Consider the following 15,748-nt stretch of genomic DNA (forward strand, 5'->3'; position numbering starts at 1 on the left):
TGCCATGGATCTTGGACTGAAGGACCGGGTGTACGTCGTCACCGGGGCCACCCGCGGGCTGGGCAACGCCGCCGCGCGCGAACTGGTGGCCGACGGCGCGAAGGTGGTCGTCACCGGGCGGGACGAGAAGCGGGCCGCCGACGCGGCGGCCGAACTGGGGCCCAACGCGGTCGGGGTGGCCGTCGACAACGCCGACGCGGAGGCGCCGGCCCGGCTGATCGCCGCCGCGCGCGAGCACTTCGGGGGCTTCGACGGCATCCTCGTGAGCGTCGGCGGACCGCCGCCCGGGTTCGTCGCCGACAGCACCGACGAGCAGTGGCAGGCGTCGTTCGAGTCGGTGTTTCTGGGCGCGGTGCGGCTCGCCCGCGCGGCGGCCGAGGAGTTGCAGGCGGGCGGTGTCATCGGGTTCGTACTCTCCGGGTCGGTGCACGAGCCGATCCCCGGGCTGACGATCTCGAACGCGCTGCGGCCCGGTCTGGCCGGTTTCGCCAAGTCCCTCGCGGACGAGCTGGGACCGCGCGGCATCCGTGTCGTGGGGCTGCTGCCGGCCCGCATCGACACGGATCGCGTGCGCGAGCTGGACGGTTTGTCCGCGGACCCGGAGGCCACACGCGCGGCCAACGAGTCGCGGATTCCGCTACGGCGGTACGGGGCGGCGGAGGAGTTCGGACGCGTCGCCGCGTTCCTGCTGTCGCCGGCCGCTTCTTATCTGACGGGGATCATGGTGCCTGTCGACGGCGGGATGCGGCACGGGTTCTGACGAACCGTCAACTCACCCGCTCCGCACGGTGCTTGACGCCCGTCAAGCGGACCTCTGTCGGCAACGCCTCCAGGCCCGCCGAATCGCGGGCGTGGGTGAGGGCGTTGGCCGTCAGGTGGTCGAGGGCCACTCCGGGGTCCACGTGGGGTTCCAGTTGGAGCTGGACGCGGACCTCGGGTGCCGTGCGGCTGCCGGCGAGCCGCACGTGCGCGTGGGCCACGCCTTCCAGCGCGCCCGCGTCGGTGGCGAGGACACCCTCCAGGGCCCGGCCCCGCAGCAGCGCGCCCTCACCGTCGCCGGTGCTGACGGCGACCTCGGTGAGCCGGCGCCGCCGTAGCACCGCGACGAGCCACCACAGGGCGAGCAGGACGAGGACGGCGAGCGCGGCGAGGACCGTCGGCCACCACCAGCCGTCGCCCCGCCAGCGGGTCCGCCGGGCGTCGCTCAGCAGGACGTCGTGACGCCCGTCGTAGATCCACCAGGAGGGCGGCTTCACGCCGAGGCCGACGGCCAGCACGGAGCCGCCGAGCACGAGCAGTACGAGGCCTACGACACCGATCACCACGCGGTTGACGACCCTGAGCACCGGCCTCACCCCTTCCGTCCGGAACGGCCGACGCGCACCGACAGCGCGGGCGGCCGGGCCAGCCCGAGCCCGGTGATCGCGTCGCCGAGCACGGCGTCCAAGTCGGCCCGTACGTCGTCGAGTTCACGGAAATGCGACACCGCGCGGACGTCGGCCTTGGTCCGGCTCGTGCGCACGCGTACCGACTGCACGCCCGAGACCTCCATGGCGCGGTCGCGCAGCACCATCGCGGCGGCGGCGCGTTGCAGGCCGGCCCGGACGTCGGCGTGGGTGCGGCGCATCGGCAGCACCTGGCGCAGGCCGGGCGTGACCGCGAGCACGATCAGCCAGAGGCCGAGGGCGGCGGCGATGCCGGCGCCGACGAGCACCCAGGTGTCGTCCAGGGGCCGTTGGGCGAGCTGCCGGGCCAGTTCCCGGCGCCAGTGCGCGGCGGGCCGTTCCGCGCGCACGGCGGTGACGTCGTAGAGCAGGGCGCCGGCGCCGACGAGCAGCAGGACGGCGACGATGCCCGCGGGGACGCGGCGTGCCGACCAGAAGCGGCCGCCCTTGCCGTCCCCGTCATGGACGACGGGAACGGGATCGTAGTCCGAGGCGGCGGTGTGCCCGCCGTGTCCCGGATCGGTCTCCTTCTCGATGACCGGTAGTCGTTGGGTCGTGCCTTCGGAGCCCTGGGGCTCGCTCATCGCGTCCTCCCCTGTGCCGCGCGGTGCGCCTGTGCCGGATGGAGCCGTTCCACGTGGACGGCGACCTCGGGCACTTCCATGCCCACCAACGCGCGTACCCGCTGAACCACTTGTCGACGCACCTGAAAACAGCGGTCGCCGATGTCGCAGGGATAGTCGAGTTCGAGGTGCACGCGCACGCGTACGGTTCCGTGGTGTACGACGACGGTGGCATGCGGCGTCGCGGCCTCCGGGGGCAGCGGTCCGAGCGCCTCGCGCGCGGCCTGCGCGGCGATCTTCGCCACGACCCGGTCGGCGATCCGGGTGGCGCCCCGCTCGCCGGGCGCGACGACCGCGGAGGGTCTGCCGCGCTCGTCGACCGCGCGGTCCCCGCCGCTCACGGGCGTCATCGCCGCCGGTCGTCGCGCGAGCGGAAGAAGTCGCCGAGTTCCAGGTCCCCCTCCAGGAACCGGCCGACGACGAACCCGATGGCGCCCAGGGCCGCCACCAGCAGGAAGGCCCCGAACCCGCCGAAGTATCCGGCGAAGCCCAGTGCCATTCCGGCGATCATGCCGACCACGGCCCTGCTCATCCTGCGCTCCTCAACTCGTTCGTCGGCCCGCTCATGGGCTCGTTCGCCGGCTCGGTCACTGGAGTCGGGGCTCCGGTTCGTCGTCCTCTTCGTCCGGCAGTTTCACGTCGCTCACCGCGATGTTGACCTCGACGACTTCGAGGCCGGTCATCCGCTCCACCGCCGCGATGACGTTCTCCCGTACGGCCCGGGCCACGTCCGCGATCGACACGCCGTAGTCGACGACGATCTCCAGGTCGAGCGCGGTCTGCACCTCGCCGACCTCGGCCTTCACGCCCCTGGACACCGACTTCGTACCGCCGGGCACCCGGTCGCGCACGGCCCCGAAGGTGCGGGACAGCCCGCTTCCCATGGCATGGACGCCGAGGACGTCCCGGGCGGCCAGCCCGGCGATCTTCTCCACGACGCCGTCGGCGATGGTGGTCCGCCCCCGGGACGCGGGGTCGCCGCCGCCGCGTTTGGTGGGGGGTTTGCGGGTCTGTACGGGCTCCCGCTCACCGTCGGGGTCCTGCGTCCGGTTCCGCTCCGTCATGTCGGTCATCGCCGTACATCCCTTTCGGTCGTCGTCCTTCAACCACGGTAGTTGCGGTTGCTCGGTCTCGCGCTGGACATGCGGCAGGCTGGGGGAATGACGGCGGACGCGTGGACGCGAGCGGTACGGCATCAACTGCGGCTCGGCAGGCTGCTGCCCCTGGGTGATCGGCGCGACGGCGCGTGGATCGCGGAACGGGCGGCCGAGGCCTTGCTGCAGGGCGCGGCGCAGACCGTACGGGGCGTGCGGCTGGGCGCGCTGCGGATCGCGCTCGCCGATCCGGAGGACGCGCACGAGCCCGCCGTACCGCCTCCGCCGGGTGCGCTGCCGCCCGGTCCGCTGCGGATCACGGCCGACTTCGCCGCCGTGGCGACCGAGCCCCTGCCGGCCATGGCGTCGCGGCTGCGTACGGCCCTGGCGACGGCCGCGGCGGAGCGGCTCGGTCTGGTGGTGGTTGAGGTTGATCTACAGGTGACGGTCCTGCTGGACCATATGGACGACATGGATGGCATGGACGATGCCGACCGTGCGGACGCTGCGGATCACGCCTCCGCCGCCGACATTGACCATGTTGATGACATTGACGGTGTGGACGACATTGACGGCGACGGCGAGTCCCTGGTCGCCGCGACCGCGCTCGCCGTCCCGGGTGTGGCCCGGCTGACCGGTGCGCTGGGCGGGCTGGGGCGGGCGGTGCACATCGAGGAGGTCGCGGGCGAGGGAGCGCTGCCGCGCCTCCACGCGCGCGTGGAACTCGCGGTGCGCGCGGACCACCGGGCCCTGGATGTGGCCCGGGAGGTCCGCGCGAGGGTCGGCGAGGCGCTGCCCGGTCATCCGACCGTGGCGGTGCTGATCACCAGGTTCGGCTGAACCTGGATCAACCGAACCTGGATCGGCGGACTCCTGTTGGACGCCTATTCGCCGACGCCGGCCAGGTCGCGCAGTCGTCGTGCCTGGGCGGCGCGCTCGGCGGCGCGCTGGTCGTCGTACGCACGGCCCTGGACGCCCTGGAGCAGCGCCTTGGTCTCGATGACGGCGTCGCGCGGTGCGGACAGCAGCGCGGTCGCCAGGTCGCGTACGGCGTCCTCGACCTGGTCGGCGGGTACGGCGATGTTCGCGAGGCCGGTGCTGACGGCTTCCTCGGCCAGGACGGAGCGCCCGGTCGCGCAGATCTCCAGCGCGCGGGCGTAGCCGACGAGACCCACGAGCGGATGTGTGCCGGTCAGGTCGGGCACCAGTCCGAGGCTGGTCTCGCGCATGGCGAACTGCACATCGTCGGCGACGACGCGCAGGTCACAGGCGAGGGCGAGTTGGAATCCGGCCCCGATGGCATGCCCCTGTACGGCGGCGATGGACACGATGTCGCTGCGCCGCCACCAGGTGAAGCCCGCCTGGTACTCGGCGATGGTCCCGTCCAGCACGGCGTCACTGTGGTGCGCGAGGTCGATGAACGACGGTTCGCCGTCGAAGCCCTCGGGCGTGAACGCCTGCCGGTCGAGTCCGGCCGAGAAGGACTTGCCCTCGGCACGCAGCACCACGACACGGACGGTGCCCGGCAGCAACCGCCCGGCCTCCGCCAACGCCCGCCAGAGAGCAGGACTTTGAGCGTTGCGCTTGGCCGGGTTGGTCAGCGTCACCGTGGCGATCGCGTCGTCGACGGTGAGCCGTACGCCGTCCTTGTCGAGTACGGGACCGAGGTCCTTGTCGTCCTGGTCGGGCGAAGCCATGGGGCGCCTCCGATGTGTGCGGTCAGCAGAGCAGAGCTAAGTGACTGCACAGTAACCACCCGGCCGGTCAGTCGTCCGACCGGGTGGCCACCATCGAAGCCGATGAGCCACCCGGGGTCAGGCCGAAGCCTTCTTGCCCCGTGTCGCCCCGCCACGCCCACGAAGCGTGACGCCCGACTCACTGAGCATCCGGTGGACGAAGCCATACGAGCGGCCGGTCTCCTCGGCCAGCGCTCGGATGCTCGCACCGGAGTCGTACTTCTTCTTCAGGTCTGCCGCGAGCTTGTCGCGCGCGGCGCCGGTTACCCGGCTGCCCTTCTTCAGAGTCTCGGCCACCCGTGCCTCCTCATGGGAAGTGCGCTCTTGGTCTCCTCATGATCACCCCTCCAAGCGTTCATGGCCACCCATTCGGCAAGGTCCGTAAGACAAGGTTTTGACGACAGGAGTGCGTCCCCACAAGTGGAATGTGGAATTCCTGAGGGTCGTGTCCGTACGGCCGAACGAGTTGTTCCGTGAAGTACCTGGTCAGAGACGCAGGACGGCCGAGCCCTTGTCGATAAAGGGCTCGGCCGGGAAATCGATGTAGGACACACCTCGGTACGAGGAGATCTCACACAGATGGTGGATCACCGGTGGGCCGAATGATCCATACGCCGTGGATCAAGCATTCGGTCGAGCGGCACCGACCGTCAGGCGAGCGAGACGAGATCCGCGTAGTCCGCGCCCCACAGATCCTCGACGCCGTCCGGCAGCAGGATGATGCGCTCGGGCTGGAGAGCTTCTACGGCGCCCTCGTCGTGGGTGACGAGGACGACGGCGCCCTTGTAGGTGCGCAGCGCGCCGAGGATCTCCTCGCGGCTGGCGGGGTCCAGGTTGTTCGTCGGCTCGTCCAGGAGGAGGACGTTCGCGGACGACACCACCAGGGTGGCGAGCGCGAGGCGGGTCTTCTCGCCGCCGGACAGGACGCTGGCGGGCTTGTCGACGTCGTCACCGGAGAACAGGAACGAGCCGAGCGTCTTGCGGACCTCGACCAGGTCCAGGTCGGGGGCGGCGGAGCGCATGTTCTCCAGGACCGTGCGCTCCGGGTCGAGGGTCTCGTGCTCCTGCGCGTAGTAGCCGAGCTTCAGGCCGTGGCCTTCGATGACCTCGCCGGTGTCCGGCTTCTCGGCGCCGCCGAGGAGCTTCAGCAGGGTCGTCTTGCCGGCGCCGTTCAGGCCGAGGATCACGACGCGCGAACCCTTGTCGATGGCCAGGTCGACGTCGGTGAAGATCTCCAGGGAGCCGTACGACTTCGACAGGCCCTCCGCCATGAGCGGGGTCTTGCCGCAGGGCGAGGGCTCCGGGAAACGCAGCTTGGCGACCTTGTCGGAGACGCGCACCGCGTCGAGCCCGGCGAGCAGCCGGTCGGCGCGCTTGGCCATGTTCTGCGCGGCGACCGTCTTGGTGGCCTTGGCACGCATCTTGTCGGCCTGCGAGTGCAGGGCGGCGGCCTTCTTCTCGGCGTTCTGCCGCTCGCGCTTGCGGCGCTTCTCGTCGGCCTCGCGCTGCTGCTGGTAGAGCTTCCAGCCCATGTTGTAGTAGTCGATCTGGGCGCGGTTGGCGTCCAGATAGAACACCTTGTTGACGACCGTCTCGACGAGGTCGGTGTCGTGGGAGATCACGATGAAGCCGCCGCGATACGTCTTCAGGTAGTCGCGCAGCCAGACGATCGAGTCGGCGTCGAGGTGGTTCGTGGGCTCGTCGAGGAGCAGCGTGTCCGCGTCGGAGAACAGGATGCGGGCCAGCTCGATACGGCGGCGCTGACCGCCGGAGAGCGTATGGAGCGGCTGGCCGAGAACCCGGTCGGGCAGGTTCAGCGCGGCGGCGATGGTGGCGGCCTCGGCCTCGGCGGAGTAGCCGCCCTTGGTGAGGAACTCCGTCTCCTGGCGCTCGTACTGCCGCATGGCCTTCTCGCGGGTGGCGCCGCTGCCGTTGGCGATGCGCTGCTCGTTCTCGCGCATCTTGCGGATCAGGGTGTCCAGGCCGCGCGCGGAGAGGACGCGGTCGCTGGCGAGCACGTCCAGGTCGCCGGTGCGGGGGTCCTGGGGGAGGTAGCCGACCTCGCCGGAGCGGGTGACGGTGCCGCCGGCGGGCTGGCCCTCCCCGGCCAGGACCTTGGTCAGGGTGGTCTTGCCGGCGCCGTTGCGACCGACCAGACCGATGCGGTCGCCCTTGGCGACACGGAAGGTGGCGGACTCGATGAGGACGCGGGCACCGGCGCGCAGCTCGATACCGGAGGCGGAGATCACGGTCAGACTCCAGAGCGGGGTCGTAGGCGGAAGGGGCGGCTGATGACGTTCCCGCCGTCTAATGCGCGAGGAGAATGGCCATGGGCCAAGTCTAACGGGGTCGTGCAAGCGCTTTTCCTGTGTGCGGCGGGTCCTGCCGCGGGACGGGCGGTGCGGGGTGGTCCGGTACAGGCCGTCCACGGCGATGAGCTGGGCGGTCCGGGCCGGTGCCGGGAGACGAGCGGCGCCGCACCGTGACGTACGGCACGCGCGTGCGTGCAGGCTCGGTGGGCGGGGCCGGGGGCCGTCCCCCGTTCGGCCCCTCGTCCGGCGCCCCGCCGGGAGCTGCGGGCGAGGATGACGCCATGCAGTTCGACGACGACGCGAATCTGGACACCTCCGAGGTGCAGGACGTGCGCGGCAGCCGGATTCCCGGTGGCCGGGCGACCGTGGGCGGTGGTCTCGCGGGGCTGATCGCGCTGCTGCTCGGGCTCTTCTTCGGTGTCGGTCCGGACAACCTGGGGTTGTCGTCGGGCAGCGAGTCCCCGGCGGCCACCGCGTCCTCGCTGGCCCAGGTGCAGTCGACCTGCCGTACCGGGCAGGACGCGAACACCAAGGAGGACTGCCGCATCGTGGCGGTGGTCAACAGCGTGCAGGACTTCTGGACGCAGGAGTTCGGGCGGCGCAGCGGTACGTACACGCGGTCGCCGACGGTCTTCTTCAGCGGGCAGGTCGCCACCGCGTGCGGGACGGCGACCTCGGCGGTGGGGCCGTTCTACTGTCCCGGTGACCGGAAGGTCTATCTGGACCTGGGGTTCTTCGACGAGCTGCGGACGAAGTTCGGCTCCAGTGGCGGGCCGTTCGCGCAGGCGTATGTGGTGGCGCACGAGTACGGGCATCACGTGCAGGACCTGATGGGCACGCTCGGCAGGTCGCAGGACGGGCGGACCGGCGCGAACAGCAACGCGGTGAAGGTGGAACTGCAGGCGGACTGCTACGCGGGTGTGTGGGCGCATCACGCGACCACCACGAAGGACGAGTCGACCGGGCGGCCGTTGATCACCAGCCTCACGGACGCCGACATCAAGGACGGGCTGGACGCGGCGGCGGCCGTGGGCGACGACCGGATCCAGGAGCGGTTCCAGGGCCGGGTGACGCCGGAGAGCTGGACGCACGGGTCGGCGGCGCAGCGGCAGCAGTGGTTCTACCAGGGCTACCGGACCGGGGACATGGCGCAGTGCAACACCTTCCGCTGACGGCGGTCGTCGGTCGCGGTACCCGGTTCGCGGGGGCGTTGTCAGTGGCGGGTGCAAGACTCGTCGAAAGCGATCGAAGCAGCGGAAACGCCAAGGAACCCGACAACAGCTGACAACACCAGACGCACAAGGAAGTGATCGGCATGGCAGGCGAGAACAGCGGTCGTCCGAGCATCTACCCGTCCCTGCTGTACGCGGACGCGAAGGCGGCGATCCGGCAGCTCACGGAGGCCTTCGGCTTCACCGAGCTGGCGGTGTACGAGGGCGAGGACGGCTCGGTGACGCACGCCGAGCTGGTGCAGGGCAACGGGGCGGTGATGCTCGGTTCCAAGGGCCGCGGCGGCCGTTTCGACGAGGCGATGAAGAGCGCGGGTCCCGCCGGGGTGTACATCGTCGTGGACGATGTAGACGCCCATCACCGGCGGGCCGTGGAGCACGGCGCGGAGATCCTGATGCCCCCGACGGACCAGGACTACGGATCGCGGGACTACATGGCCCGGGACGCCGAGGGCAACATCTGGAGCTTCGGTACGTACGCTCCGGAAATAGGGACCTGACTCCGCCTAGCTTCCCCCCGTGTGCACCTGGAAGGCCGCCCGGCGTACGGCCTTGGCGAGTGCCGGGTCGGGGTGGGCGGCGGCGAGCGCGACGAGGACCTGCACGGTGCGGGGATGGCCGACGGCGCGCACCTCGTCGAGGAGCATCGGGACGGTCGGCTGGATGGCTGACTCCAGGTGCCGCACCAGCAGCGGAGCCTCCCCGTGGTCGGCGACGGCGGCCGCGGTGTCGACCCACAGCCAGGTGGCCTCGGCACGGGTGAGGACCTCGTAGGCGTCCTCCGGGTCGATCCCGTCGTGCTCGGCGAGCCACAGCAGGGCGTACGGCCGCAGCGTGGCCTCGTCGGCGACGGCGCGGACGTCGGGCTCGGCCGGGGCGCCGACGACGCGCAGCGCCTCGAAGGCGAGGCCGCGCAGCAGTGCGTCCTCGCCGCGGGCGGCGTCGATCAGCCGGCCGACCGCGGTGCCCACGGTGCGGGCGGCGAGCCAGGCGCGGTATTCGGCGCGGGCGGCGTTCGGGCGGAGCTGGGAGCAGCCGCGGAGCATGTCCTCGGCGGACTGCTCGATGTTTCCGGCGGGGCTCTGCGCGGCCACGCAGATCTGCTCCAGCTTGACCCAGACCGCCCAGCTGCCGAGCGGGGTGAGGGTGGCCTGGGCGTCGCCGTAGGTGAGGGCACCGACGGAGGCGAGGGCGTGCAGGGCCCAGTCGAGGAGGGGGTCGAGAGGGGCGTCGAGGGGTGTGTCGGCGGCCGGTGGCTGCTGGACGGGTTCGGGCTGGGGGCCGTAGGGGATCTCGCAGCGCTCGGTGCGCAGCTCGGTGACCCGTTGGCCGAGGAGGTCGAGGAGCTGTTCGACGGGGACGGGGCCGGCGGACAGCTGGAGGAAGGAGAGCACCTGAGGCATGGCCGAGACGACCTCGGCGACGGCTGAGGGCTCGTGCTCCCGGGGTTCCGGGTGGGCGAGCGACCAGGCGTCGAAGAGGGCGACCCAGCCGCGCAGTACGGCGCTGTCGTCGCGGTCCCAGGCGCGCAGCCGCCAGCCGGGGCGGGCGCTGTCGCCGTGCACCTCGACGAGGCCGGCGAGGCGGGCGGTGTCCCAGTCGGCGCGGACCTGAGCCGGGGTCAGGCCGAGATCCTCGGCCGCGAGTTCGGCGGTCGAATCGGAGAGGGTGCCCTTGCCGTCGGGGCTCGCGCTGTCACGGCCGGGGCGTAGTGCGGCGTCGGCCCAGTGGGCGACGCGGGCGGCTCCGGCCAGGCCGGAGCGTGCCATTCTGGCCAGTTCCGCGGGGGCCGGTGTGCCCTCCGGAGGGCGGGGTGCGGGGCGGCGCGAGCGCCGCTGGTTCATCGCTCGGGGGGCGGCGGCCAGGGGTCGCGGGCGGACGAGTCGAAGCCTGGAGTCGCGCGGGATACGGGACGTCACGGGTGCAGTCTTCCGGTTGACGGTCGGAAAACCCAAACGGAATGTCACGGCGGGCGACGGGGAGGGCCAGGGTACGGGGTCCCGCGGGCTGCTGGGGACCGGGATCAGGCCAGTGGTACAGGGCTAAACGGAAGGTCGGCGGGGTGTGGTGAGGGTGGGAGTCCGGGGTGGTGAAGGGGGGCGCCCGGTACGGGGCGGTGGATCACGTCAGCGGTGCGCGGATCACATCAGCGGCGTCAGGAAGCGGCGCAGGATCTCCTCGTATCCGGCCGGGTCGGCGTTCCACATCGCGCTGTGCGGGGCGTGGGCGACCGGCTGGAGGGTGATCAGGTCGGGACGGTGCGCGGCGAAGCGGCGGGAGAGGGCCCAGGGGGCCACCGTGTCGTCCGGGCCGTGGAAGATCAGGGTCGGGACCCGGAGCCGGGTCGGGTCGGCGGCCTCGGCGATGCGGTCGCCGTGCAGACCGGTGCGGCCCTGCGCGGCACGGACCGCCAGCGGCAGCAGCGCGCCCGGCGTGTGCCGGGCGGTGGCGAGGGCGCGCAGCGTCGTCTCCCAGTCCAGCACCGGCGAGTCCAGCACCAGGCCGGAGACGCGGTCGCGCATCGCGGAGTGGGCGGCGGCGCGCAGGGCCATGGTGGCGCCGGTGGACCAGCCGTACAGGACGACGTGCTCGGCGCCGTACCGCACGGCGTAGCGAATCGCCGCGTCCAGGTCGCGCCACTCGGTCTCGCCGAGGTGACCCAGGCCGTCGGGGTTGCGGGGTGCGCCCAGGTCGCCGCGGTAGGCGAGGGCGAGCACCGGGAAGCGGTTGCGGTGCAGGAACTCCATGGCGTTCAGGGAGAGTTCGCGGGTCGCGGCCAGGCCGTGCACCGCGATCACCCAGGTGCTGCGCGCTCCGGGTACGAACCACGCGGGCAGGGAGCCGAGTTCGCCGGGGATGTCGATGTCGGCGTGGTCCAGGCCGAGGGCGGCGCTCGGGTTGCCGATGTGGACGTTCGGGGTGAGCCACACCTTGTCGCCGGGGCGCAGGGTGCCGTGGGTGACGCGTTCCAGGCGGCGTACGACGGCGTCGGCGGAGGGCGACGCCTTGTCGACGACGGGGCCGACGACCGCGTGGGAGCCGTCGCCGGCGAGGCCGTAGGTGCCGGGGCGCAGAGAGGCCAGGTCCCGGGTGAGCACGATCTGTCCGGCGGCGGTGGAGTGCACCGTGAGCCGGGGTTCGGTCGGCAGGGGGCGGCCGGGCGACGCCTTCAGCGCGGCGTCACTGGCGTACCGACCGACGGCGACGCCGGCCGCACCGGCCGCGAGGGCCACGGAGACGGCCGCGGCCGTCGCTTTGACTGTGCGCACGGGTCCAGTGTCCCGGGGGACCGGGTTACCGGCCAGTGGGAGGGAGCGTGGGGTGTTGAGCGGGGGGTGTGCCGGGGCGGGGTGTTTCGGTGGCGGTGGGAGGGACGGCGCCGGTGGGGCGGGCGCTGCTTGAGCGGCGATGCGGGTGATGGTGAGGGGACGGTGCCGGTCGCGCGGGACCTTAAGGGTGATGCGCGGCGGGCCGGTGACGCGGAGCACGAGGACGACGCGAGGCGGGCCGGTGACGCGACGCCGTGCGGGTGATGCGGGTGATGCGGGTGATGCGAGGCAGCTCGGGCACCGCCGGAAGGGTCCTCGCCGGAAGCACACCTCGGGGAAGGACCCGAAGGAAGCGAGCCGCCGACAGCGCCCCTTGGCCCTCGCCGCGCTCACCCTCGCCATCGCGTCCCCTGATCCATCGCCCCGGCCACCCTCACCCCCGCCACCCTCACCCCAGCCGACCTCGCCCCCTCACCGCCGACCTCACGCCACCACCATCACCCCCACCCCACCCCCAGCGACCTCACCCTCTCGCTTCCGCCGTCCAAACCCGCTCCCTCACCCTCGCCGTGCTCTCCCCTCCCCCTCACTTCCACCGCCCTCTCCCCCTCACCTCGCCGCGCGCCCCCGCTGCCCATACCCCCGCAACCGCTCCCCCGCCTCCGCCACCTGTTCCCCCGTCAGCAACGTCGGTGACAGACCCGGCACCGACGACGCCGTCAGCCACAGTCGGCACATCCACTCCAACTGGGCCGTCCGGTCGAACGCCTGGTCCAGGGAGGCGCCGTAGGCGATCGTGCCGTGGTTCTGGAGGAGGCAGGCGGAGCGGTCCGTGAGGGCGCGGAGCATGTTCTCGGCCAACTCCTCGGTGCCGTAGGTCGCATACGGGGCGACCCGGACCGGGCCGCCGAGCGCGCCGGACATGTAGTGGACCGAGGGGAGTTCGGGGACGAGGGTCGAGACGGCCGTCGCGTGGACGGCGTGGGTGTGGACGACGGCGTGGGCGTCGGTGCTGCGGTAGACGGCGAGATGCATGGGCAGTTCGCTCGTCGGGAGCAGGGTGCCGAGCACCTGCCGGCCGTCGAGGTCGACGCCCACCGCGTCGGCGGGAGCCAGGCGGTCGTAGGGGACGCCCGAGGGTGTGACCAGGACGGTGTCGCCGACGCGTACCGAGACGTTCCCGGAGGTGCCGACGACCAGTCCGTCGGAGACCGTCCGGCGCGCCGTCGCGACGAGCGCGCCCCAGGCGTGCGCCTTATCGGCGCGCACACTCCTCCCGCGCATGTCCCCCACAGTCCCCGCACTCTCCCGGGCATCCCGCCCGTCCCGCTGGTCCCGCCGTTGCTCAGCCATGCCGCGATCCTGTCAGCCGGTGTCCCAACGCACGTTCGGGCGAAGGCACTTTAGGCCGGAAGCCGCGCATCCGAAAGATGACATATGGGCGTGAACCGCCCACTCCAGTCGCTTGGCTGGAGACCGACCGGCATCGACAGATCTTCCAATAACCTCTGGGGGATTTGTCGTGCACGCCGCCATTCCCCGGGGGAAACATGGCCCGTGATCGCAAACCGTCCCCGACCCGCACCCTCCTCCGCACCCACCCCCGCGCCCGCCTCGTCGCAGCCGCCGTCGCCGCGCTCACCGCCGGCGCGACCACGCTCGCGCTCGCCGAGATCCCGGCCGCCGCCGCGAGCGCGGCGAAGGGACACGACGTCTCCTCGCACCAGAAGAACGTCAACTGGCCGAGCGCGAAGGCGAAGGGCGCCACGTTCGTCTACGTCAAGGCGACCGAGTCGACCACCTACCGCAACCCCTACTTCGGCCGGCAGTACAACGGCGCCCGCAAGGCCGGCATCGTCCGCGGCGCGTACCACTTCGCCCTGCCGGACAGGTCGTCAGGAGCGAGCCAGGCCGCGTACTTCGTGGCGCACGGCGGCGACTGGAAGGCGGACGGCTGGACGCTGCCGCCCGCGCTGGACATCGAATACAACCCGTACGACAAGAAGCACGGCTGCTACGGCCTGAGCAAGACCGGGATGGTCAACTGGATCAAGGCCTTCAGCGCCGAGGTGAACCGGGAGACCGGCCGCCGCCCGGTGATCTACACGACCACCCTGTGGTGGAAGACCTGCACGGGCGACAACAGCGCCCTGGCCTCGACACACGCACTGTGGATCGCCCGCCACGACTCGGCGGACGCGGGCTCGCTGCCCGCCGGATGGTCGTACTGGACCTTCTGGCAGTACGACAACAGCGGGAGGCTGCCGGGTGACCAGAATCTCTTCAACGGGACGGCGAGCCAACTGCGGAAGTTCGCCCGCGGTTACTAGGCAATCCGGACACCACGGATACCCCCTCAGTTCATCTTCCGTTCATCCACATTGCCTACGGTCAACGCGCCAATGACTTCGAACGATTGCCTGGGTAAATGGAAAGCTTCTCGCTGATCCTCGCGATTGTGGTGGTCACCGCACTCGCGTTCGATTTCACGAACGGTTTCCACGACACCGCCAACGCGATGGCCACCACCATCTCGACCGGTGCGCTCAAGCCCAAGGTCGCGGTGGCCATGTCGGCCACCCTCAACCTGGTGGGCGCTTTTCTCTCCGTGGAGGTCGCCAACACGATCTCCAAGGGTCTCGTCGATGAGAGCGGCATCCGTCCCGAGGTCATTTTCGCCGCCCTGGTCGGCGCGATCCTCTGGAACCTGGTGACCTGGCTCGTCGGCCTGCCGTCCAGTTCCTCACACGCCCTCATGGGCGGCCTGATCGGCGCCACCATCGCCTCGGCGGGCACCGGCGCGGTCCACGGCGACGTCCTCGTCACCAAGGTGCTGCTCCCGGCGATCGCCGCCCCGATCGTCGCGGGCATCGCGGCGATGCTCGCCACCCGCTTCTCCTACGCCCTGAGTCGCAACGCGGGCGGCAAGGCCGCCGACAAGGGCTTCCGCGTCGGCCAGATCGCCTCCGCCGGACTGGTCTCGCTGGCCCACGGCACGAACGACGCGCAGAAGACGATGGGCATCATCACCCTGGCCCTGGTCGCCGGCGGCTCCATCGCCCCCGACTCGGACCCGCCCACCTGGGTCATCCTCTCCGCGGGTCTGGCCATCGCGATGGGCACGTACATCGGCGGCTGGCGCATCATCCGCACCATGGGCAAGGGCCTGACCGACCTCCAGCCGCAGCAGGGCTTCGCCGCCCAGACCAGCGCCGCCGCGGTCATCCTGGCCTCCTCGCACATCGGCTTCTCCCTCTCCACCACGCACGCCGTCTCCGGTTCCGTGATGGGCGCGGGCCTCGGCCGCAAGGGCGGTGTCGTCCGCTGGTCGACCGCGACCCGGATGTTCGTCGCCTGGGGCCTGACGCTGCCGGCCGCCGCGCTGGTCGGCGCGCTCGCCGAGTCCGTGACAGGCCTCGGCGACTGGGGCACCGCGCTGGTGGCCGTCTTCCTGGTCGCCTCCAGCACCGCCATCTGGCTGCTCTCCCGCCGCCAGGTCGTCGACGCCTCGAACGTCAACGAGATCGACGAACCGGCCGGCGTGGTGACGACCGCGATCGCCGCCGTGACCCCGCCGCCCCCGTCGGTCGCCCTCTCCGAAGGCCTCACGGCGACGATCCTCTCGCCTCCCGTGAACCCGGCCCCCGTCGTGAAGTCCGACCCGGCGACCCCGCCGGCCGCCACCGTCTGACCCGAGCACCCAGCCCCCGGTAACAAGGAAGAAGCAGCATGCACATCGACTGGGCAGCCCTCGGCTCCGTCTTCGGCGTCAGCCTCGTGGCCACCGTGGCCCTGGTGGCGGTCTTCACCCTCGGCATCGTCGGCCTCTCGCGCCGCGAACGCGCCACCGCCCAGGGCGACTCCGCGCCCCTCGCCCTGACCGGCGCGTACGCCTGCTTCGTGGCCTGCGCGGCGGCGGTGGCGTACGGGATCTATCTGATCGTGGCCTGACAGGCCGCCAGTTGAACGGAACGTGGGGTGGGGGGGGGGGCAACCCCGCCCCCCCCCCCACCCGGGGTGCCCACCAGCCCCCCGCGCGT

Annotated in this window: 18 protein-coding genes; 7 read left to right on the forward strand and 11 right to left on the reverse strand. The window is 71.7% G+C overall.

Annotation, left to right across the window (positions count from 1 at the left end; translation table 11 throughout):
• The first annotated feature begins 4 nt into the window (after window positions 1-4).
• Window positions 5-760, forward strand: a complete 756-nt coding sequence (locus ACFWP5_RS36795) for an SDR family oxidoreductase (RefSeq protein WP_384166914.1) — start codon at window positions 5-7, stop codon at window positions 758-760.
• A 7-nt stretch (window positions 761-767) separates the two neighbouring features.
• On the opposite strand, the gene amaP is transcribed toward ACFWP5_RS36795, so the two are convergent.
• From amaP to ACFWP5_RS36820, 5 genes are read right to left on the reverse strand one after another with little or no spacing between them, the layout of a single operon-like run.
• Window positions 768-1,346: an alkaline shock response membrane anchor protein AmaP gene (gene amaP, locus ACFWP5_RS36800; RefSeq protein ID WP_384166917.1), complete on the reverse strand. Its 579-nt coding sequence runs from the start codon at window positions 1,344-1,346 to the stop codon at window positions 768-770.
• 5 nt (window positions 1,347-1,351) lie between these two features.
• The gene (locus tag ACFWP5_RS36805) at window positions 1,352-2,029 is read right to left on the reverse strand and encodes a DUF6286 domain-containing protein (protein ID WP_384166920.1); all 678 of its coding nucleotides are present in this window, start codon (window positions 2,027-2,029) and stop codon (window positions 1,352-1,354) included.
• Window positions 2,026-2,418 (reverse strand): Asp23/Gls24 family envelope stress response protein, encoded by a 393-nt coding sequence (locus ACFWP5_RS36810; protein WP_384166923.1) that lies wholly within the window; start codon window positions 2,416-2,418, stop codon window positions 2,026-2,028. The genes ACFWP5_RS36805 and ACFWP5_RS36810 overlap by 4 nt, the downstream gene beginning before the upstream one ends.
• Complete coding sequence (locus tag ACFWP5_RS36815) at window positions 2,415-2,600, reverse strand: hypothetical protein (RefSeq protein ID WP_019060657.1); 186 nt, start codon at window positions 2,598-2,600, stop codon at window positions 2,415-2,417. Before ACFWP5_RS36815 ends, ACFWP5_RS36810 begins: the two co-directional genes overlap by 4 nt.
• Before the next feature lie 55 nt (window positions 2,601-2,655).
• A complete protein-coding gene (locus ACFWP5_RS36820; protein WP_200686701.1) occupies window positions 2,656-3,141 on the reverse strand; it encodes an Asp23/Gls24 family envelope stress response protein in 486 nt (161 codons plus the stop codon).
• A gap of 87 nt (window positions 3,142-3,228) precedes the next feature.
• On the opposite strand from ACFWP5_RS36820, the gene ACFWP5_RS36825 reads away from it, so the two are divergent.
• A complete protein-coding gene (locus ACFWP5_RS36825; protein WP_384166927.1) occupies window positions 3,229-4,002 on the forward strand; it encodes a nucleopolyhedrovirus P10 family protein in 774 nt (257 codons plus the stop codon).
• Window positions 4,003-4,046: 44 nt separating this feature from the next.
• Here ACFWP5_RS36825 and ACFWP5_RS36830 read toward each other — a convergent pair whose 3' ends face one another.
• From ACFWP5_RS36830 to ACFWP5_RS36840, 3 genes are all read right to left on the reverse strand, one after another.
• Window positions 4,047-4,859: an enoyl-CoA hydratase/isomerase family protein gene (locus ACFWP5_RS36830; RefSeq protein ID WP_384166930.1), complete on the reverse strand. Its 813-nt coding sequence runs from the start codon at window positions 4,857-4,859 to the stop codon at window positions 4,047-4,049.
• A gap of 117 nt (window positions 4,860-4,976) precedes the next feature.
• Complete coding sequence (locus tag ACFWP5_RS36835) at window positions 4,977-5,195, reverse strand: helix-turn-helix domain-containing protein (RefSeq protein WP_019060653.1); 219 nt, start codon at window positions 5,193-5,195, stop codon at window positions 4,977-4,979.
• A 353-nt stretch (window positions 5,196-5,548) separates the two neighbouring features.
• Window positions 5,549-7,147 (reverse strand): ABC-F family ATP-binding cassette domain-containing protein, encoded by a 1,599-nt coding sequence (locus ACFWP5_RS36840; protein ID WP_384166933.1) that lies wholly within the window; start codon window positions 7,145-7,147, stop codon window positions 5,549-5,551.
• Between the two features lie 344 nt (window positions 7,148-7,491).
• On the opposite strand from ACFWP5_RS36840, the gene ACFWP5_RS36845 reads away from it, so the two are divergent.
• The gene (locus ACFWP5_RS36845) at window positions 7,492-8,382 is read left to right on the forward strand and encodes a neutral zinc metallopeptidase (protein WP_384166936.1); all 891 of its coding nucleotides are present in this window, start codon (window positions 7,492-7,494) and stop codon (window positions 8,380-8,382) included.
• Between the two features lie 143 nt (window positions 8,383-8,525).
• Window positions 8,526-8,939 carry a VOC family protein gene (locus ACFWP5_RS36850; RefSeq protein WP_384166939.1) on the forward strand — a complete coding sequence of 138 codons (414 nt, stop codon included), beginning with the start codon at window positions 8,526-8,528 and terminating at the stop codon, window positions 8,937-8,939.
• A 6-nt stretch (window positions 8,940-8,945) separates the two neighbouring features.
• Here ACFWP5_RS36850 and ACFWP5_RS36855 read toward each other — a convergent pair whose 3' ends face one another.
• The 3 genes from ACFWP5_RS36855 to ACFWP5_RS36865 form a co-directional block, all read right to left on the reverse strand.
• The gene (locus ACFWP5_RS36855; RefSeq protein WP_384166942.1) at window positions 8,946-10,358 is read right to left on the reverse strand and encodes a hypothetical protein; all 1,413 of its coding nucleotides are present in this window, start codon (window positions 10,356-10,358) and stop codon (window positions 8,946-8,948) included.
• Window positions 10,359-10,580: 222 nt separating this feature from the next.
• On the reverse strand, window positions 10,581-11,708 hold the full coding sequence (locus tag ACFWP5_RS36860) for an alpha/beta hydrolase family protein (protein ID WP_384166945.1): 1,128 nt from the start codon (window positions 11,706-11,708) through the stop codon (window positions 10,581-10,583).
• Between the two features lie 609 nt (window positions 11,709-12,317).
• The gene (locus ACFWP5_RS36865) at window positions 12,318-13,061 is read right to left on the reverse strand and encodes a class II aldolase/adducin family protein (RefSeq protein ID WP_384166948.1); all 744 of its coding nucleotides are present in this window, start codon (window positions 13,059-13,061) and stop codon (window positions 12,318-12,320) included.
• A gap of 197 nt (window positions 13,062-13,258) precedes the next feature.
• Here ACFWP5_RS36865 and ACFWP5_RS36870 point away from each other — a divergent pair, with 197 nt between their 5' ends.
• From ACFWP5_RS36870 to ACFWP5_RS36880, 3 genes are all read left to right on the forward strand, one after another.
• Complete coding sequence (locus ACFWP5_RS36870) at window positions 13,259-14,038, forward strand: lysozyme (RefSeq protein ID WP_384166951.1); 780 nt, start codon at window positions 13,259-13,261, stop codon at window positions 14,036-14,038.
• 98 nt (window positions 14,039-14,136) lie between these two features.
• A complete protein-coding gene (locus tag ACFWP5_RS36875) occupies window positions 14,137-15,399 on the forward strand; it encodes an anion permease (RefSeq protein ID WP_384166954.1) in 1,263 nt (420 codons plus the stop codon).
• A gap of 38 nt (window positions 15,400-15,437) precedes the next feature.
• The gene (locus tag ACFWP5_RS36880; RefSeq protein WP_384166957.1) at window positions 15,438-15,659 is read left to right on the forward strand and encodes a hypothetical protein; all 222 of its coding nucleotides are present in this window, start codon (window positions 15,438-15,440) and stop codon (window positions 15,657-15,659) included.
• Window positions 15,660-15,748: the final 89 nt, after the last annotated feature.

It is taken from the genome of Streptomyces sp. NPDC058469 (assembly GCF_042721125.1).
GTDB lineage: Bacteria > Actinomycetota > Actinomycetes > Streptomycetales > Streptomycetaceae > Streptomyces.

Coding starts and splice junctions, on each gene's coding strand:
- ACFWP5_RS36795 (WP_384166914.1), top strand. CDS start 5: ATGGATCTTGGACTGAAGGACCGGGTGTACGTCGTCACCGGGGCCACC.
- ACFWP5_RS36805 (WP_384166920.1), bottom strand. CDS start 2,029: ATGAGCGAGCCCCAGGGCTCCGAAGGCACGACCCAACGACTACCGGTC.
- ACFWP5_RS36810 (WP_384166923.1), bottom strand. CDS start 2,418: ATGACGCCCGTGAGCGGCGGGGACCGCGCGGTCGACGAGCGCGGCAGA.
- ACFWP5_RS36815 (WP_019060657.1), bottom strand. CDS start 2,600: ATGAGCAGGGCCGTGGTCGGCATGATCGCCGGAATGGCACTGGGCTTC.
- ACFWP5_RS36820 (WP_200686701.1), bottom strand. CDS start 3,141: ATGACCGACATGACGGAGCGGAACCGGACGCAGGACCCCGACGGTGAG.
- ACFWP5_RS36825 (WP_384166927.1), top strand. CDS start 3,229: ATGACGGCGGACGCGTGGACGCGAGCGGTACGGCATCAACTGCGGCTC.
- ACFWP5_RS36830 (WP_384166930.1), bottom strand. CDS start 4,859: ATGGCTTCGCCCGACCAGGACGACAAGGACCTCGGTCCCGTACTCGAC.
- ACFWP5_RS36845 (WP_384166936.1), top strand. CDS start 7,492: ATGCAGTTCGACGACGACGCGAATCTGGACACCTCCGAGGTGCAGGAC.
- ACFWP5_RS36850 (WP_384166939.1), top strand. CDS start 8,526: ATGGCAGGCGAGAACAGCGGTCGTCCGAGCATCTACCCGTCCCTGCTG.
- ACFWP5_RS36865 (WP_384166948.1), bottom strand. CDS start 13,061: ATGGCTGAGCAACGGCGGGACCAGCGGGACGGGCGGGATGCCCGGGAG.
- ACFWP5_RS36870 (WP_384166951.1), top strand. CDS start 13,259: ATGGCCCGTGATCGCAAACCGTCCCCGACCCGCACCCTCCTCCGCACC.
- ACFWP5_RS36875 (WP_384166954.1), top strand. CDS start 14,137: ATGGAAAGCTTCTCGCTGATCCTCGCGATTGTGGTGGTCACCGCACTC.
- ACFWP5_RS36880 (WP_384166957.1), top strand. CDS start 15,438: ATGCACATCGACTGGGCAGCCCTCGGCTCCGTCTTCGGCGTCAGCCTC.